The organism is Mesorhizobium sp. M0518 (assembly GCF_040321125.1).
GTDB lineage: Bacteria > Pseudomonadota > Alphaproteobacteria > Rhizobiales > Rhizobiaceae > Mesorhizobium.
Genome location: NZ_JAMYQY010000015.1, coordinates 31,663 through 46,169 on the forward strand (window position 1 = coordinate 31,663; position 14,507 = coordinate 46,169).

Below are 14,507 nucleotides of genomic sequence, written 5' to 3' on the forward strand. Positions count from 1 at the left end.
AGTGATGGCGGACGGGCAATCGTAGCTTTCTACGCCTCCGGAACTTACGCACGTCAAGGCGTGCTCTGTTCCGGTTCTCGAAATCCACCATTTTCGGCGCGCCCTGACCTAATCCCAACTGACCCTGGAACAGCTCGATCACAATTGGGAGGAAGATTATGACTACGATTACCGCCACCAATCTCGTTCTCGACGAGCAGATCGGCGTACAGACCGTCACCGATGATAATGATGTCCTCCTCGACCAGACGCTGAGCGACGCGCTCACCGCTCTCGGCGTGCTTGGAATCAGTCCTACCGACCCCGCGACAGGCTTCCCGCAGGTGGCCGTCAACGCCGCTCTCCTTGACACTACCGGAGCTACCGATCTGGCGCTGTCGATCCCCGCTGACGGCACGTCGAGCGGCCTCTTTACCGTCGACGGTGTGGAAATCTTCCTCTACAACCAAGACGGCATCATTTATGGGCGCGAGGCCGACGGGAATGGTGACGCCGATCCCGCTGGCGCCTTGGCGTTCGCGGTTGCGCTTGACGAGACTGACCTGTCATCGGCGCAGATTTACCTCATTCAATACGAACCGCTGCAGCACAACGTTCCTGGTGATCCTCCTGTCATTGACGATGACGACATCCTGTCATTTGCCCAGGGCAAGATCACACTGGATGTAACGACCACCGAACTCGTAACGACGTTTCAGGTGCTGGACTTCGCGTCGATCCCATCAGGTAGCCCACAGGAGACACTCACGGTTGCGACAGCCGATCCCACTGACAATCACAGCGCCAAGTTTGATGGCATCATCTTCCCGGCAGGTGCAGTCGCGGATCCGACGACCATCAACAAGAACCCCGGAACCAATGATGATCTGAACCCCGACGCGGTCGGCTTCGGTGTGAAGGGCGGCCAAGCCTCTCAGATGAATCAAAATGAGGGCTTCTTCGTTCAAGACGCGGCCTGGACCTCGGCTACTCCGGATGCGAACGAGATCGGCGGCATCAGGTTCGACGTCCAAGGCATAGGCGGCGTGAAGAGCGTTAACATTCAGTGGTGGGCTATCGATGATGGAGGCATAGTTGAGCAGGGCAGTAGCACGGTAAGTTTACCTGCAGGCAACGCCGTCTTTGAGAATTATACCATCGAAACGACCGATAGCGTCGATCAAATCTACGTTCGATTTACCTACGACACGAAGCAAAGCACCTCCGGCGTGCGCGTTGAGAACCTCGAAGTCGCGTTCCCATCATCGAGCGAGGTGACGGTCGTCAACCACGAGGACCTTGGGACGCACCTCGTGTTCGAGGACGCCGGGCCGACGTTCACCGGCATCATTGGTGACGGCACGGACTTCCAGGTCGGATTGGCCGCCGGTCAGCACGACGATGGGACGTTCACCCTTAGTCCCGGAGCCGACGGCTCACACGTCACCATCACCGACTGGACCGATCTCGGTGGCACTGCCATCACGGAGAACCTCACCAACGACGGAACCACGCTGACGTACCACGACGTGGCCACCAATCAGGACCTCTACCAACTGAACGTGACGGACTCGGGATACACCTTCGACGTGCTCTTCACCCCCCAGGGTGAGCAGTCCAACCTCGACTTCAACGCGGTCAAGTCGGGCGGTCCACAGGAGACCTTGACGGTACCCACGGCGGACAACACCGGCAGCATCGTCTTTGACGGCCTGATCTTCAACGCTACGCCCGCAGCGGACGCGATCGAGGCAGCCTTTGCGCCGTTCAACACTGCTCCACTGGGAGGCCCCACTGTAGCGGCTGACGATCTTAACCCCGATGCAGTTGGTTTCGGCGTGAAAGGCGGTCAGGCTTCGCAGATCAATAACAACGAGGGCTTCACCTTCTCCACTGCGGACGGTTCTGACATCAACAATCTAACCTTCGCGGTCGCAGGAATTGGAAACATCAACGCCATCACGGTAGAATCGTGGCTTTACGACGATGCCGGTAATCTGATCGATCACAATACCGACAATGTCACCGGCTTGCGCTCGGGTAATCAGACCGTGACCATCAATGACGATGGTGGTCAAGCCTTCGACACGGCCTACGTTCAGTTCCACCTCACCGGTGCCAACTCGGGTGTTCGCATCCTCGACTTCTCGACGAGCATCGAGGGTCCGGTTGACGATCAGCCGTTCGAATTCACTCTGGCAAACACCGACCTCGACGGGGATGCTGCTACGCAAACACTGAGCATCCTCGCAAGCCAGGACTTCATCGTTTGATGACGTTCTCGTAGCTTCATTAGCTTCAACGCAGGCGATCCGGCCCCCTTCGAGGGGCCGGATGTTCAAGACACCAAGGCTCTGGACTCAAACCAGGCGACACGCAAAGCGGCGGCTTGCGGTGTATGCTGTGGCGGCTTTCCGACAACCAGCCTGTTTGGCTGAAGGAATCGGAGGAGGGGAGAGCCAGCAACCGCCAAGCCAATCTCCAATGCCCCGGTTATCAGGCGGGTCGGACCGAGAGCAGGCTGTCGCAATCGTCGAGAACAGAGGGTGTCACGGCCGATGCCATCGCGCGGCTTTCCGGCCCGCTGCCGGCCTCACGTCGATGCCCGTTAAAAGTGCTGCTTTCAGAGGAGGCCCGTTCCTGGGGGGGCGAGGCTTTTGCCGTGCGTCATCCAGGCCAGTTCCGCCCGGCCGCCGAGGTGCAGCTTCTCGTAGACGTGATGCAGGTGCATCTTCACCGTGCCTTCGGATAAATGCAGCCGCTGCGCGATGGTCTTGTTGCGCAGCCCGCGCGAGACGAGATCGGCGATCTCGGTCTCCCGCCCGGTCAGCCGGGACATTGGCTGCGGCTGCGACCCGGGCATCAGCAGTTGCTGGACGATCTTGTTGTCGATCCACTTCTTGCCCGCCGCCACCGCATTCACGCATTCGATGAGAAAGCGGTGGCTGATGCCGTCCAGAAACAGGCCGTCGACGTCGAGCGTCTGTATCTCCTTGACATCGAGCCTGCCGGTTGGCTGCACGATGAAGATGATGCCGAGAGCGCTGTTGCCGGCCTTCAGCCGTGAGGAGAGACCTGATGTCTGCTGGTCCGCGAGATCCACGCCCACGATGACGATATCAGGTTGATGGCGCTCCACATGAGCGAGAACATCCACAGGGCGGCGGCACTGGGCGACAACATCGTGTCCAGCCTTCTGCAACACCCATTCCAGACCGGCGAGATACACCCCCCGCGGGTCGGCGACAACCAAAGTCGACATACCAACACCGTCCGAAAAAAACGCAACGAACTTGGTTAAACACCCGTTAAATCAGGAAACCAGAGCCCAGGCAGATTGTCAAGTAACAGCTAATATACATGTTGCTATATCCGCGACGGGCCGGGGAGCAACCAAAGCCCTGGTTCCGGAAGGAACTGTCGGAGATTAAGCTTGTTCGTCGGATCGGCAAGGTGCGCGATGTCGGCCGCAAGATGCTGGACAAGTCGACCGACCGGCATGCCCAATGCTATCGCGACCGGGTGACGACCGGCCCGCTCAGCGACGGCCAGGGGGGCAGCGCTGCATGACTGCCTTACAGTTGCGACTCGTTGAGCCTGCGGTCGGGAGGTTCCGATCTCACTGGCCCGCGGTATCGCGTTGGCGGTGCAGCGCCTATCAGGTCGCGTGTGAGTGGCTGCTGCTCAGGTCTAGAACGTCGACGCCGACCGACTTCCGCACGAGCCAGGCCGGCATGAGTTCCCGGACAACCGATTTGAGATAATCAACCATGGGCAACGCATGTTGCCTTCTGCGGGTTCCGTATCACCGCCATCCCTCGCAGTTCAGAGCCCGAGGGTTTGGCCCGCTTCAATCTGAAGGAAATCTGCCGACGAATTCCGGAACACAGCGTCCTGGAACGCGGCGACGGCAGAGCCATGGGTGACATCGACCAGCACGGTCGCCGCAGCTTCAACTTTGTCGGCCGCTTCGTCGACCTTGTCGAATCGCATCATCATTCGATCATGGAGCATCGAAAGCCGGGCCGCGTGGTAAAGCACGCTGCGTTTGTGATAATCCGAGTCCAAGGGTTCGAACAGCATTGTCATTTGGGGCTATCGATCTCGTTTGGCGGCCTCGACCAGACGCCGAATCCTGCCGGACCGTTCGATGCTTTGGGCCACCATCTTTTCCGCGCGTTCAATCGCGAGTTCGGCCCGTTCGATCCGCGGCTTGGCGGCTTGGCATTGGCGACATCGGACGCAATCCCGATTCCGTGGGGTTTGATGGTGTTCATCATGAGTTTGTAACCCACCGAGGGCGGAATCGTTCCTTGACCGGCCAAGTAGCCCTGTCGGCCGACGTGGGGGATTCTCTTGACGATGTCAGCACCCTCGACCATCGGCAAGCCATGCACGTGGGCAAGCAGCATGCCTAGCGCGCCGTCCAACGAAGCGCAGGCCAACACGAGGTCGAACATTATCTCCGGTGCCTGGCCTTCAACACACGGTCTATATTTCGCTCATCGAAAAGGGGTTCAGGTCGCATCCATGTCGCGTGGACCTGCCGATAGTTGCAGGAAACCCTTGGAAATCAACGGTAGTCATTTGCAACATGGTGCGACTTGAGAATGGCAAAGAAGGCGCGCTAGATGACGCCTAAACGCCTAAATTTATTTGAAGAAATTTGGTAGCGGGAGAGGGACTTGAACCCCCGACCCCAGGATTATGATTCCCGTGCTCTAACCAACTGAGCTACCCCGCCAGGGCGGCGAAAGGCCCGAAATCCGCCTCAAATCGAAAGGCATGTCGGAGGCGTTCGCCAAGGTCGCGCGGATATAAGGTTGGGAGGGTGAGCCTGTCAAGCTTCGAAGCAACCGGCTTGCCGGCTTATCGTCATTATCGAAAAGCTTTGCCGTGCGGACATTTGGTTGCCGCCGCCGGGGTTGAGTTCGAAGGGGCACGTCGCTATGTCTCGGCCAAGAGTTTTTAGAGTTTGAAACAGATGAAGCCGCGCATAGCAGTCCTCGGTTGCGGATACTGGGGCAGCAACCACATCCGCACTCTCAAGGCGCTCGGCGCGCTGTACGCGGTCTCCGACACCAACCGGGCCCGCGCAGAAGGCTTCGCCAGTGAGCAGGACTGCCTGGCGATCGAGCCGGACCAGTTGTTCGTCCGTGACGATATCGACGCCATCGTCATGGCACTGCCGCCGCAATTCCATGCCGACCTTGCCGTGCGTGCCGTCGAGGCCGGCAAGGACGTGCTGGTGGAAAAGCCGATCGCGCTGACGGTTGCCGATGCCGAGCGTGCGGTGCGGGCGGCCAAGGACAATGGCCGCGTCTTCATGGTCGGCCATGTCCTGCGGTTCCACCCCGCTTTCGAGACGCTGAAAGGGCTCATCGACAAGGGCGAACTCGGCGAAGTCCGCTACATCCACTCGCACCGGCTCGGCCTCGGCAAGTTCCACACAGAGAACGACGCGCTGTGGGACCTGGCGCCGCACGATCTGTCGATGATCCTGGCGATCACCGGCACAGAGCCGATCGAGGTGCGCGGCGAGGGGGCCGCGCTGCTCGACAGTCTCAGCGACTTCGCGCATCTGCACATGCGCTTTCCCAACGGCCTGCGCAGCCATCTCTTCACCTCGCGTCTCAATCCCTATCGCGAGCGGCGGCTGACCGTGGTCGGCACCAAGGCGATGGCGGTGTTCGACGACGTCGAGCCATGGGAACGCAAGCTAGCCGTCTACCGCCACGCGGTGTGGCAGGACAGCGGCCAATGGGCCTTCACCACCAATGAGCCGTCCTATGTCGCGGTTGCCCAGGGCATGCCGCTGACACGCGAGCTGGAGCATTTCATCCAGTGCATCGAGACGCGTGCCGAACCGCGTACCAGCGGCGAGGAAGCGATCAGGGTGCTGCGCATCCTGACCGCCGGCACGGTCACCCACACCAAGTCGAATTCCTGAAGCGCGGATTATTCGGCGGGAACCTTATTCGGCAGGTATCTGGGCCGGCCTGGCGGCAAGCCGGGTCAGCATCGCCTCGGCCTCGGCGCCACGCTCCGAACGCTCGATGAAGCCGCCGCCGAACACGCGAGCTTCGTTGCCGTCATCGGAGTAGAGCACGCAGGCCTGGCCCGGCGCGATGCCGGACTCGCCGTCGATCAGTTCCACCCATGTGGCACCGGCACGATGATGCAGCACGGCCGGGCGCGGCGGCCGCGTCGAGCGGACCTTGGCGAACAGCTCCAGGCCGCCAGCAGGGACGTCTGTGAGCGGTCCGTCGCCCAGCCAGTTCATGTTGCGCAGATAGATCTTGTGCGTCTCCAGCGCCTCGCGCGGGCCAACCACGACGCGAGCGCGGTCGGCATCGAGGTGGACGACGTAAAGCGGCTCGCCGGAAGCGATGCCGATGCCACGGCGCTGGCCGATCGTGTAGCGCAGGATGCCCTCATGGCGGCCGAGCACGCGGCCGTCGATGTGGACGATGTCGCCCGGATTGGCGGCGGTTGGCTTCAGCTTGGCGATGATGTCGGAATACTTGCCCTGCGGCACGAAGCAGATGTCTTGACTGTCCTGCTTGGCGGCAACCGCCAGCCCCATCTCCTCGGCAATGGCGCGAACCTGAGGCTTCGGCAGGCCGCCAAGGGGAAAGCGCAGATAATCGATCTGTGCCTGCGTGGTGGCGAACAGGAAATAACTCTGGTCACGGTCGGCGTCGACCGGCCTGTAGAGCGCGCGGTGGGCGCCGTTGGCGCCGGAACGGATGTAGTGGCCGGTGGCCAGCGCGTCGGCGCCGAGCTCCTTGGCGGTGGCCAGGAGGTCGGCGAACTTCACCGTCTGATTGCAGGAAACGCACGGGATCGGCGTCTCGCCGGCGACGTAGCTCTCGGCGAAGGGATCGATGACCGCCTTGCGGAAGCGTTCCTCGTAGTCGAGCACATAATGGGGGATGCCGAGCGTCTCGGAGACACGGCGGGCATCGTCGATGTCCTGCCCGGCGCAGCATGAGCCGGCCCGGTGCGTCGCCGCGCCGTGGTCGTAGAGCTGCAAGGTGACGCCGACGACGTCGTAGCCCTCACGTTTCAGCAGGCCGGCGACGACAGAGGAATCGACACCGCCCGACATGGCGACGACGATGCGGGTGTTTTCGGGACGTCCGGGAAGATCGAGACTGTTCATGATGCTTTCGTTCTGCACGGCGCCTCAATGCCAATGTCGAGAATATAGGTCAAGCTTTACCGGCGCGCCAGCGTGCAGGGCGATTCACCGGTTGCGTCCGATCTCCGCCAGGGGATGCATTTTCCCCGGCAAATCAGGGTTTGCGGGCAGATGTTTCAAATGCCGGCGAAAAGACTAACGCGGCGTTCATGATCCTTACCTAGTCATTAGGGTCTGCTTAGGCAATTTTTAAAGCTGTGGCGGTAACGTGGCGGGGATTGGGTCTTTGAGTTTTTTGTAGAGAGTACGATGACCGATCTGGTTAGACCGAGAGTCAAATATGTTATCGGGCCTGACGGCAGCCCTCTTACGATTGCCGATCTGCCGCCGACCAATACACGTCGCTGGGTTATCCGGCGTAAGGCGGAAGTGGTTGCGGCCGTGCGCGGCGGGCTTTTGAGCCTGGACGAGGCATGCCAACGCTACAAGCTCACCACCGAGGAATTCCTGTCCTGGCAGGCGTCGATCGACGAATATGGCCTTGCCGGGCTGCGCACGACACGCATCCAGCAATACCGGCACTGACCATTGCGAATTTAGACGAAGGGCGCGGCTAACCCCGCGCCCTTCTGTTTTTCACCGCTCCCGCTCAGAGCGACAGCACAACCTTGCCGATCGGCTTGGTGGCGAGGAAGGCGTGAGCGGCCCCCGCCTGGTCCAGCGGGAAGCTCTTCGCCACATGGACGGCAAGCTTGTTGGCATCGATCAACCGAGCCAGTTCCAGCAGGCCCTCACTGTCGGGCACGACGGACATACGCTCGACCCGAATGTCTCGCGCGCCGGCCTGGGCCCTTGTGTTGTCGCTGACATCGAGCAATGACACCAGCACGCCGCCACGCTTGAGCACCTTCAGCGAGCGTTGGGCGTGGTCGCCGCCCATTGGATCCAGCACCAGATCGATGTCGCGGACCTGATCGGTGAAATCGCCCTTGGTGTAGTCGATGACTTCGTCGGCGCCCAGTTTGCGGACGAAATCGAGTTTTTGCGGGCTGGCGGTGGCGATGACGTGAGCGCCGCGCGCCTTGGCGATCTGCACCGCGAGATGACCGACGCCGCCGGCTGCGGCGTGAACCAGCACGCGCTGGCTCGATTCCAGCCTGCCATGACGGACGAGACCTTGCCAGGCAGTGAGGCCAGCCAGCGGCAAGGCGCCTGCCTCGAGGTGGTCCGCGCCCTTCGGCTTCAGTGCGATTTGATCGGCAGGCACGGCAGCCAGTTCGGCATAGGCCGCCGCCTGCTTGGGGAAGCGCGGCATGCCGAACACCTCGTCGCCGATCTTGAAGCCGATGACGCCGGGGCCGAGTGCTTCGACAGTTCCCGAGATGTCCCAACCCAGGATGAAGGGCGGCTCGCCGAGCAAGGGGTAGTAGCCGGCACGGACGGCGCCGTCGACCGGATTGATGCCTGCGGCCTTGACGCGAACCAGCACTTCGCCGGCCTCTGGCGTGGGATCCGGCTGATCGGCGATGACAAGGACGTCGGGTCCGCCGACGGAATTCTGGATAACGGCACGCATTGAGATGTCTCCTGCTCGGTTGATGCCACTATCATTTGGATAGTAATAGTCTCTTGTCCAGTATGTACCTTCCTGATATATACGCACCCTATGGATAGTGAAGATGATTGCGGTTTCGGCTATGATGCGTTCCGGCGGACGTGTCCTTCGCACACCGTGCTGGAGATGCTGGCCAGCAAATGGGTCTATCTGGTGGTTTGCGCGCTGCGCAAAGGCCGGCTGCGCAATGGCGAGCTCGCCCGCAAGCTCGAAGGCATCACGCCGAAGATGCTGACGCAGACGCTGCGGGTGCTCGAGCGCGACGGCCTGGTGCGGCGCGAGATCTTCCCGGTCATTCCGCCGCGCGTCGAATATGAATTGACCGAGCTCGGCCAGAACCTGGCGGGACTGCTTACCCAGATCAGGTCATGGGCGGAGCAGCATGCGCCGGATATCAAGGATGCCCGTGCAAGGGCAATTGCCGAGAGTGAAGGGGATTGGGCCGCGTAGGGCGGATTCATTTTTCCCGCCGGAGCCGCAAGCCGCGACAATGCGCCAGCCTGATGGCGGGCGTTGGCGCGGCAAACCGCCAGTCTTAGCCGATCATGGCGCTGCGGCCGCCGATTTCGGCTTCGCGGATCTTGGTGTCACGCGATTCCAGCATTTCCGCCTTGGAAAGCTCCGCTTCAGCTTCGCCGAGTAATGATTCGGCAGTGCTTCGCTGCTGCGCGAGGTCGCTTTGCGAATTTCTGAGGTTGTCGCGGCGCAAACGCGCCGCCTTGGCGAAGGTCGGATAGGCGAAATGGTTGATGTCGGTGATGCCGGCCTTCTTTTCCTCGGCGGTGATCTGAAGCTCCAGCTCGACGGCCATGCGTTCGAACTCGGCGATCATCATGTCGAGCTGCAGCAGCTGCCGCCGCTTCTCATTCACCTGAAACTGTTTCAGCCGAACGAGGTTTTCACGTGACTTCATGATTCGGTACTCCCGGAAACGCACACCCGCATCTATCGTCCAAACCACCTGGAAACGCCCAGGCCGCACCCGTGTCCACCGCCTTTCCCCTAACTATGGGAAACAAAACCCTAAAGTTTTTTGCCGACGGTAACCATTCGTTTACGGGCATTGTTAATCATACGGGTCAGGACTTAAGGCCGGGTAAAAATTCCGACCACCGATGCGGAAGCGACGTCGATGAGTCCCTGGAGTCGCTTAGTCCAGGTTGTTAATGTGTTGCATTAGAATTTGGTTCTGAGATTCGTTATTAGATTCAAGAGGGTGTAGAAAGAGGTTAAAAAATCTGGTACCGTCATGGACGGGAAATTAGGATTTGTTAACCATTCAATGGCAGCCTCTGCACAAGGCAACCACTGCTCCGGGTCCGGACGGGTCGTGAAATGGTCCGGCAGCAGAAAAGGGGAATGAAATGCGTGTTCTGCTGATAGAAGATGACAGTGCAACCGCACAAAGCATCGAACTGATGCTGAAATCGGAAAGTTTCAACGTCTACACGACCGATCTCGGTGAAGAGGGCGTCGATCTAGGCAAGCTCTACGACTACGATATCATTCTTCTCGATCTCAACCTGCCTGACATGTCGGGCTACGAGGTCTTGAGAACGCTTCGCCTTTCCAAGGTCAAAACGCCTATTCTCATCCTCTCCGGCATGGCCGGCATCGAGGACAAGGTGCGCGGCCTCGGCTTCGGTGCAGACGACTACATGACCAAGCCATTCCACAAGGATGAGCTGGTTGCCCGCATTCATGCCATCGTGCGGCGCTCCAAGGGCCACGCCCAGTCGGTCATCACTACCGGGGACCTCGTGGTCAACCTCGATGCCAAGACAGTCGAGGTCGGCGGCCAGCGGGTGCACCTGACCGGCAAGGAATACCAGATGCTGGAGTTGCTTTCGCTGCGCAAAGGCACCACGCTGACCAAGGAAATGTTCCTCAACCACCTCTATGGCGGCATGGACGAGCCTGAATTGAAGATCATCGACGTCTTCATCTGCAAGCTGCGCAAAAAGCTCGACGCGGCATCGGGCGGTCAGAACTACATCGAAACGGTCTGGGGACGCGGCTATGTGCTGCGCGAACCGGAAGACATTCGCGTCAGCGCCTGAGCGACGAATCGTTCGAATCTTTTCAATAAAAAACCCGGCTTCGGCCGGGTTTTTGCATGATGGGCTGGTAACAGTCTGTTTTCGGGCTTCCGAGCAGAAAACCGTCACGCACTTTTTCTGGAATTGCTCAAGGATGCCGAATCAGGTGCGCTCTTCAAGGTGCGAAAGCGCTCGAGCAGCTGCGGGCGGTTGAATGGCTTCAAGAGATAGCCCTGGGCGCCGGCGCGCTTGGCCCGCATGATCGAAGCAATATCGAGCTCGACCAGGGAAATCAGGATCTGCGGCCTTATCGGGCTCTCCATGGCGCGGACGCGACGGATGAGATCGACCGCCGGTACGTCGGGCAAGGCGCCATCGACGACGATGATGTCGGGCATGTCGGCGGCGCACATCTCCAGCGCGTCAAGTCCGCTGGCGGCCTCGATGACAATCATTTCGGAGCCGCCCAGGATGCGTTTTGCAACCTTCCTGATGACGCTTGAATCGTCGACGAACATGCAGCGTTTCATTTCCGGGTCCTCTTTGCCTTCTGGCAGTCCGGTAGCGTCGGGGGCATCCAGGGCGGACCATAGGCCAATCTGGTAAAGAAGCCGAAAAGGCGTTAGGTAAAATTTTTACAAAGATAGGCAGGTGCCTGCTTTTATTCGCGAATGCTTTGGCACCGCCTGGACGACCAGATGCATCTCAAGTCGATGAGCTGGAATTACAGATTTCAATGTAGAAATACTTCGCTTTATCGGCTGCGCAATCAGGCCGCAGAAAGGACGATTTCTTCCGGCGTCGCGTGGATCGATATCGTCATGCCGGCTTCGCGCGCCAGAAGCAGCGTGTAGTAGGGCTGCACGGAATGCGCGTCGATCGGTTCCTCCGGCTTGTGGCCGGAATGCAGTTCGAGGAACTTCGGCGGCACACGCAGCATCGGGCCGGCCGACGCAAGCGCGAAACGCGGTTCGGTCTCAAGATTTTCCAGCGTCACGGAAAGCTTGCCGCCGCGCGGAATGGCGGCATTGGCGACGAGGATCAGGTTGAGCAGCAGCTTGACCTTGTTCTTGGGCAGCAACGCGCGGGGCCCGTTCCAGGTCAGTTCCGGCTTTTCGTTCTTGAGGAAGGCGATGGCGACCGCTTCGGCATCGCCGGTATCGATCAACATGCCGGCCGAGCCGGCGGCACCGAAGGCGATGCGGGCGAACTGCAGGCGGGCCGAAGCGTTGCGGGCGCTCTGGCGGATCAGCTTCATCGCGTCCTCGTCGGCGCCGCCTTCATCAAGCAATTCGAGCCCGTTGTTGATCGCGCCGACCGGCGAGATGATGTCGTGGCAGACCCGACTGCACAAAAGCGCTGCCAGATCGGGTGCGGAAAGGGTGAACAGATCGGCCATCGGCGAAAAATCCCTGCAAAATCTCACAACTCATGGCCGGGCGATCGATCGTCGCCTGCCACACGAATCACGCACTCTCTCCTCGGGCTTTCTGAATACACAGCGCCCGTGCGTGCAGCAACAAATCCAAATTGTGGTTGTGGCAAATGGCGTGTTCACGCAGGCTGCCGGCCCCACTTGAGCGACCCCAAACAGCCTTCGAACCGCCATGTTCATGTGTGAGCTTAATGGTTGAAAAAGGATTACGGCATAGTTTGCCCCTAACAGTTACCCTTAACGGCCGGCTAAAAGAGCCGTACGGGGTGCGAGGCGTCGGCGAAGGTGCTCCCTGACGGAGATTGGAAGCATGTTTTCCCGATACTACGACCGGAGCTTTCTCCGTGTCTTCTCAATGGCGGTCACGCTCCTGGGCGTTCTCGTCTTCTCGACTTCAGCCCTGCGGGCCCAGGAATACACCGCTCAAGAGATTGTCGATTCCGGTCACAAATTTTTTGGCGCGACATCGGGCGGGCTCGCCACGGTGATCGAGAAGATTTTTGCCTCCTACGGCCTGCCCAACGGCTATCTGCTGGGCGAAGAAGGCTCGGGTGCGCTGATCGGTGGCCTGACCTATGGCGAAGGCACGCTCTACACCAAGAATGCCGGCGACCACAAAGTGTTCTGGCAAGGCCCGTCACTCGGCTGGGATTTCGGCGGCGAGGGGTCGCGGGTGATGATGCTGGTCTACAATCTCGATGATGTGGGCAGCCTCTACAACCGCTATGGCGGCGTCGCCGGTTCGGCCTATGTGGTGGCTGGCGTCGGCTTCAACGTGCTGAAGAACAACAATGTGATTTTGGTGCCGATCCGCACCGGTGTCGGTGCCCGGCTTGGCGTCAATCTCGGCTATCTGAAGCTTACCGAGCGCGCCACCTGGAATCCGTTCTAAGCTGAAGTCCTTGGCTGTCGTTGCCCAAAACCGGGACCGCTTTTGGGTCGACATGCATTAAACTCGTGGCGTTGCGGCAAACCCTTGCCGCAACGCTGGATTTCCGCCATGTCAACGTGGCACAGTCAAGCGCTCTATGCGCTTTTGGTTTATCTTGTTTGATGCTTACCGGCCACAACGGGTAGTCACTTGGTCCAGTCGGTCCTGTTCTTCGTCCTCGGCTTTCTCTGCGCTGGCTTTCTGGCGCTCATGGTGGCTCCGGCCATATGGCGTCGTGCGGTCGCGCTTACACGCAGACGCGTCGAATCCTCGATCCCTCTGACGCAAACCGAGATCCAGGCGGACAAGGATCGCATCCGCGCCGAATACGCTATGACGACGCGCCGCCTGGAAATCAGCGTCAAGGCGTTGCGAGAGAAGGCGGCCGAACAACTCGTCGAGATCAATCGCGGTCGCGAGGCCATGAAGGGCCTGGCGGTCGAGCGGACGGACAAGAACCAGGCGCTGACCGAGCTGGGCGCGAAGAACGAAGCGCTGCGTCAACGAGAGGGCGAGTTGCAGCAGCTTTCGGAGCGGTTGAAGGAAACCGAGCGCAAGCTGGAAAAGCGCGCAGTTGAGCTGGAAAAGCTGGAGCGCATGTATGACGATGCCAGTTTTTCCTCGAGCAGCCGGCAGATCGAGCTCGTGGCGCGAGAGTCCGAAATGCAGAAACTCGCCAGTGACATTGCGATGCTGCGCGGCCAGCGCAAGGAAGCCGACAGGCGCGGCCAGGAAATCGCGGCCGAAAGCAAGGCCGCGCGGGACGCTCTGAAAGCCGAGAAGAAAAGGACCGCCGAGCTCGACAAGAAGGTCGAGCGGCTGCTGGCCACACTTGCCGATCGCGAAGACAAACTCGACCGCCGCGAAAAGGAACTGGCACGCATGCGCGAAAGATCGAAATCCGAAGACAGCGCGCCAGCCTTGCGGCTGGTCGGCAAGGGCGGCGATGTCGCCAGGAGTGATGATTTGGACAAGGCAATCGCCAAGCTCGACAGTGACCGTGAGCAGCTCGAGGCGAGGCTGACGGCGCTGGCGCGCGAGAACAAGCGGCTGAAGGCCGACCTCACCGCACTGGCCGCGTCCAAGGCCACGGACAGCAGCTCTGCCTTGCGCGAGCAGATGAACGCGCTGGCGGCGGAGGTCGTCCATCTGACGGCGAAGCTCGAGGGGCCTGGTTCGCCGGTCGCCAAGGCATTGGCGGTACCGTCGGACGCCCGCTCCGGCAACGGTGACCGCAGTCTTGCCGACCGCGTGCGCGCGCTGCAGAAGGCTGACGCGACAAGCTGAATCAGGCCTCTTTAGAGTATTTCACCGTTTCACGGAAACGGCGAAATGCCCGAACTCTTTGCTTTGACGCAATTCTG

15 protein-coding genes and 1 tRNA gene are annotated in these 14,507 nt (G+C 60.2%); 9 read left to right on the top strand and 7 right to left on the bottom strand.

Annotated elements, in window-relative coordinates; all coding sequences use genetic code 11:
• The first annotated feature begins 158 nt into the window (after window positions 1-158).
• Window positions 159-2,252, top strand: a complete 2,094-nt coding sequence (locus NKI66_RS21200; protein WP_352752901.1) for a DUF5801 repeats-in-toxin domain-containing protein — start codon at window positions 159-161, stop codon at window positions 2,250-2,252.
• Window positions 2,253-2,602: 350 nt separating this feature from the next.
• Here NKI66_RS21200 and NKI66_RS21205 read toward each other — a convergent pair whose 3' ends face one another.
• A complete protein-coding gene (locus NKI66_RS21205; RefSeq protein ID WP_352440327.1) occupies window positions 2,603-3,241 on the bottom strand; it encodes a response regulator transcription factor in 639 nt (212 codons plus the stop codon).
• A 98-nt stretch (window positions 3,242-3,339) separates the two neighbouring features.
• Here NKI66_RS21205 and NKI66_RS21210 point away from each other — a divergent pair, with 98 nt between their 5' ends.
• Together NKI66_RS21210 and NKI66_RS21215 are read left to right on the top strand one after the other, a co-directional pair.
• The gene (locus tag NKI66_RS21210) at window positions 3,340-3,549 is read left to right on the top strand and encodes a hypothetical protein (protein WP_023809917.1); all 210 of its coding nucleotides are present in this window, start codon (window positions 3,340-3,342) and stop codon (window positions 3,547-3,549) included.
• Window positions 3,550-3,819: 270 nt separating this feature from the next.
• On the top strand, window positions 3,820-4,269 hold the full coding sequence (locus tag NKI66_RS21215) for a hypothetical protein (protein ID WP_352553336.1): 450 nt from the start codon (window positions 3,820-3,822) through the stop codon (window positions 4,267-4,269).
• Window positions 4,270-4,646: 377 nt separating this feature from the next.
• On the opposite strand, the gene NKI66_RS21220 is transcribed toward NKI66_RS21215, so the two are convergent.
• Window positions 4,647-4,723 (bottom strand) — tRNA-Met (locus tag NKI66_RS21220).
• Between the two features lie 240 nt (window positions 4,724-4,963).
• Here NKI66_RS21220 and NKI66_RS21225 point away from each other — a divergent pair.
• A complete protein-coding gene (locus tag NKI66_RS21225) occupies window positions 4,964-5,929 on the top strand; it encodes a Gfo/Idh/MocA family protein (protein ID WP_352440334.1) in 966 nt (321 codons plus the stop codon).
• Between the two features lie 24 nt (window positions 5,930-5,953).
• On the opposite strand, the gene mnmA is transcribed toward NKI66_RS21225, so the two are convergent.
• Window positions 5,954-7,144: a tRNA 2-thiouridine(34) synthase MnmA gene (gene mnmA / locus NKI66_RS21230; RefSeq protein WP_023809913.1), complete on the bottom strand. Its 1,191-nt coding sequence runs from the start codon at window positions 7,142-7,144 to the stop codon at window positions 5,954-5,956.
• A 288-nt stretch (window positions 7,145-7,432) separates the two neighbouring features.
• Here mnmA and sciP point away from each other — a divergent pair, with 288 nt between their 5' ends.
• Entirely contained in the window at window positions 7,433-7,708 is a 276-nt protein-coding gene (sciP, locus tag NKI66_RS21235) for a CtrA inhibitor SciP (protein ID WP_013529904.1), read from the top strand.
• A gap of 64 nt (window positions 7,709-7,772) precedes the next feature.
• On the opposite strand, the gene NKI66_RS21240 is transcribed toward sciP, so the two are convergent.
• Window positions 7,773-8,699 carry an NADP-dependent oxidoreductase gene (locus NKI66_RS21240; RefSeq protein WP_352721705.1) on the bottom strand — a complete coding sequence of 309 codons (927 nt, stop codon included), beginning with the start codon at window positions 8,697-8,699 and terminating at the stop codon, window positions 7,773-7,775.
• Between the two features lie 90 nt (window positions 8,700-8,789).
• Between NKI66_RS21240 and NKI66_RS21245 the strand changes: the two genes are divergently transcribed.
• Window positions 8,790-9,188: a winged helix-turn-helix transcriptional regulator gene (locus tag NKI66_RS21245; protein WP_023809911.1), complete on the top strand. Its 399-nt coding sequence runs from the start codon at window positions 8,790-8,792 to the stop codon at window positions 9,186-9,188.
• A gap of 85 nt (window positions 9,189-9,273) precedes the next feature.
• Here the strand turns inward: NKI66_RS21245 and NKI66_RS21250 are convergent, their stop codons facing one another.
• On the bottom strand, window positions 9,274-9,651 hold the full coding sequence (locus tag NKI66_RS21250) for a flagellar export protein FliJ (RefSeq protein WP_109659601.1): 378 nt from the start codon (window positions 9,649-9,651) through the stop codon (window positions 9,274-9,276).
• Between the two features lie 451 nt (window positions 9,652-10,102).
• Here NKI66_RS21250 and ctrA point away from each other — a divergent pair, with 451 nt between their 5' ends.
• On the top strand, window positions 10,103-10,798 hold the full coding sequence (ctrA, locus tag NKI66_RS21255) for a response regulator transcription factor CtrA (protein ID WP_006203583.1): 696 nt from the start codon (window positions 10,103-10,105) through the stop codon (window positions 10,796-10,798).
• Between the two features lie 104 nt (window positions 10,799-10,902).
• On the opposite strand, the gene NKI66_RS21260 is transcribed toward ctrA, so the two are convergent.
• Complete coding sequence (locus NKI66_RS21260; RefSeq protein ID WP_024504503.1) at window positions 10,903-11,307, bottom strand: response regulator; 405 nt, start codon at window positions 11,305-11,307, stop codon at window positions 10,903-10,905.
• A gap of 239 nt (window positions 11,308-11,546) precedes the next feature.
• The gene (gene chpT, locus NKI66_RS21265; protein WP_024504504.1) at window positions 11,547-12,176 is read right to left on the bottom strand and encodes a histidine phosphotransferase ChpT; all 630 of its coding nucleotides are present in this window, start codon (window positions 12,174-12,176) and stop codon (window positions 11,547-11,549) included.
• A 391-nt stretch (window positions 12,177-12,567) separates the two neighbouring features.
• On the opposite strand from chpT, the gene NKI66_RS21270 reads away from it, so the two are divergent.
• Entirely contained in the window at window positions 12,568-13,104 is a 537-nt protein-coding gene (locus NKI66_RS21270; protein ID WP_245273156.1) for a DUF1134 domain-containing protein, read from the top strand.
• A 189-nt stretch (window positions 13,105-13,293) separates the two neighbouring features.
• Window positions 13,294-14,430, top strand: coding sequence for a coiled-coil domain-containing protein (locus NKI66_RS21275; protein WP_352721703.1), 1,137 nt, complete (start codon window positions 13,294-13,296; stop codon window positions 14,428-14,430).
• The last annotated feature ends 77 nt before the right edge of the window (window positions 14,431-14,507 follow it).

Bases quoted from the DNA above. Each gene is read 5' to 3' on its own strand.
- NKI66_RS21200 (WP_352752901.1), top strand. From the start codon at position 159: ATGACTACGATTACCGCCACCAATCTCGTTCTCGACGAGCAGATCGGC.
- NKI66_RS21205 (WP_352440327.1), bottom strand. From the start codon at position 3,241: ATGTCGACTTTGGTTGTCGCCGACCCGCGGGGGGTGTATCTCGCCGGT.
- NKI66_RS21210 (WP_023809917.1), top strand. From the start codon at position 3,340: ATGTTGCTATATCCGCGACGGGCCGGGGAGCAACCAAAGCCCTGGTTC.
- NKI66_RS21225 (WP_352440334.1), top strand. From the start codon at position 4,964: ATGAAGCCGCGCATAGCAGTCCTCGGTTGCGGATACTGGGGCAGCAAC.
- mnmA (WP_023809913.1), bottom strand. From the start codon at position 7,144: ATGAACAGTCTCGATCTTCCCGGACGTCCCGAAAACACCCGCATCGTC.
- sciP (WP_013529904.1), top strand. From the start codon at position 7,433: ATGACCGATCTGGTTAGACCGAGAGTCAAATATGTTATCGGGCCTGAC.
- NKI66_RS21240 (WP_352721705.1), bottom strand. From the start codon at position 8,699: ATGCGTGCCGTTATCCAGAATTCCGTCGGCGGACCCGACGTCCTTGTC.
- NKI66_RS21245 (WP_023809911.1), top strand. From the start codon at position 8,790: ATGGATAGTGAAGATGATTGCGGTTTCGGCTATGATGCGTTCCGGCGG.
- NKI66_RS21250 (WP_109659601.1), bottom strand. From the start codon at position 9,651: ATGAAGTCACGTGAAAACCTCGTTCGGCTGAAACAGTTTCAGGTGAAT.
- ctrA (WP_006203583.1), top strand. From the start codon at position 10,103: ATGCGTGTTCTGCTGATAGAAGATGACAGTGCAACCGCACAAAGCATC.
- NKI66_RS21260 (WP_024504503.1), bottom strand. From the start codon at position 11,307: ATGAAACGCTGCATGTTCGTCGACGATTCAAGCGTCATCAGGAAGGTT.
- chpT (WP_024504504.1), bottom strand. From the start codon at position 12,176: ATGGCCGATCTGTTCACCCTTTCCGCACCCGATCTGGCAGCGCTTTTG.
- NKI66_RS21270 (WP_245273156.1), top strand. From the start codon at position 12,568: ATGGCGGTCACGCTCCTGGGCGTTCTCGTCTTCTCGACTTCAGCCCTG.